Origin of the sequence: Dankookia rubra (assembly GCF_004355005.1) — a bacterium.
In the GTDB taxonomy this organism is placed as follows: Bacteria; Pseudomonadota; Alphaproteobacteria; order Acetobacterales; family Acetobacteraceae; genus Paracraurococcus; species Paracraurococcus ruber_A.
Map to the genome: position 1 here is coordinate 1 of NZ_SMSJ01000261.1, position 1,423 is coordinate 1,423.

Here is a 1,423-nt window from a genome sequence, read left to right on the forward strand (position 1 = left end):
TCTTCGTGTCCCTTGAGCTGTCCCGCTCGACTTGGCTGGTCACTTCGCTCTCGCCAGGCAGCGGAGAGAAGATGTCCAAGCACTCCATGCGAAGCGGCGATGTCTCGGCACTTCTGCAGCACCTCGGCAGGCTGCGGGACAAGACGCAAGCCCGCACGGGCATTTCCTTCCCGATTATCGTTATCCATGAGGCCGGCCTGGATGGCTTCTGGCTGCACCGTGTCTTGGAGCAGGAGAGCTTCGAAAGCCACGTGGTCGACGCCGCCTCGGTTCTGACCTCGCGCCGGCGGCGGAGAGCGAAGACGGACAGGATTGACGGCGAGGCTCTGCTGCGGACGCTGCTTGCCTACAAGCGCGGTGAGCCGCGGGTCTGCGCCATGGTCCGGGCACCGACCCCGGAGGAGGAGGACCGGCGTCGACTCTGCCGAGAGCGCAAAACGCTGGTGGCGGAGCGGGTGGAGCACACCAACCGGATCAAGGGATTGCTATTCGCCCAAGGCATCTCCGCTTACGAGCCTTTGCAGCGTGATCGGCGCCGCCGGCTGGACGAGTTGACGACAGGTGACGGGCGCACATTGCCCCCTCATCTGAAGGCGCAGATCAGCCGCGAGCTCGACCGTCTGGAGCTGCTGCTCGGGCAACTGAAGGTCGTGGAAGCAGAGCGGGATACCCTTCTCGAGCCGGCCAATGAGGGCGCTCTTGCCCCGGCAGCGGCGCTGGCGGGGCTACGCGGGATTGGGTCCGAGTGTGCTGCCGTGCTGTGGCTTGAAGGTCTGTACCGTCCCTTCGGCAACCGACGTCAGCTAGCTGCCTACGCCGGGCTCGCACCGACGCCGTGGCAGAGCGGGTCGGTGCAGCACGAACAGGGAGTGTCGAAGTCGGGTAATCCAAGGCTGCGGACCACAATGGTTCAACTGTCTTGGCTGTGGCTGAGGCACCAGCCGACGTCAGAGCTGAGTCTCTGGTTCAAGGAACGGGTGCAGCGCAACGACGGCCGCGGGAAGAAAACCGCGATTATTGCCCTTGCACGAAAGCTTCTCATTGCATTGTGGAAGTTCGTCAACAACGGCGTCGTTATCGAGGGCGCACTGATGAAGGCTTCCTGAGCACGCAGGCCGTTGCATTCCCATTCGGCAGGACCCTGATCAGGCCCTGACGGATCCAGGCGGGCGGACCGATAGATCCCATGGCATTAAAGCCGCTGTCCAAGAATGGTCTCGCCCTCCTGAGCCTTGCCCGCCGCAAGCGGGATCATGGTGCGGCTGCCGTGTGCGCTGACCGAATGTGAGGTTGTCCTGGTTTGGAATTCTCAGGACAAAGACGGGCTCAGGCTTGGACGCCGTTTGAACACCAGAGTCGGAGATTTTGCGATGACACGGTGACTCGACCTTTGACAGAGAAACACCCCATGTGAGGGGATCTA

The 1,423-nt window shown here is 62.7% G+C and carries 1 protein-coding gene; it reads left to right on the top strand.

Going from position 1 to position 1,423, the window contains the following annotated elements:
- The coding region (locus E2C06_RS36430) for an IS110 family RNA-guided transposase (RefSeq protein WP_165982919.1) at positions 1-1,106 on the top strand (1,106 nt) is incomplete at its 5' end.
- Between the last annotated feature and the right edge of the window lie 317 nt (positions 1,107-1,423).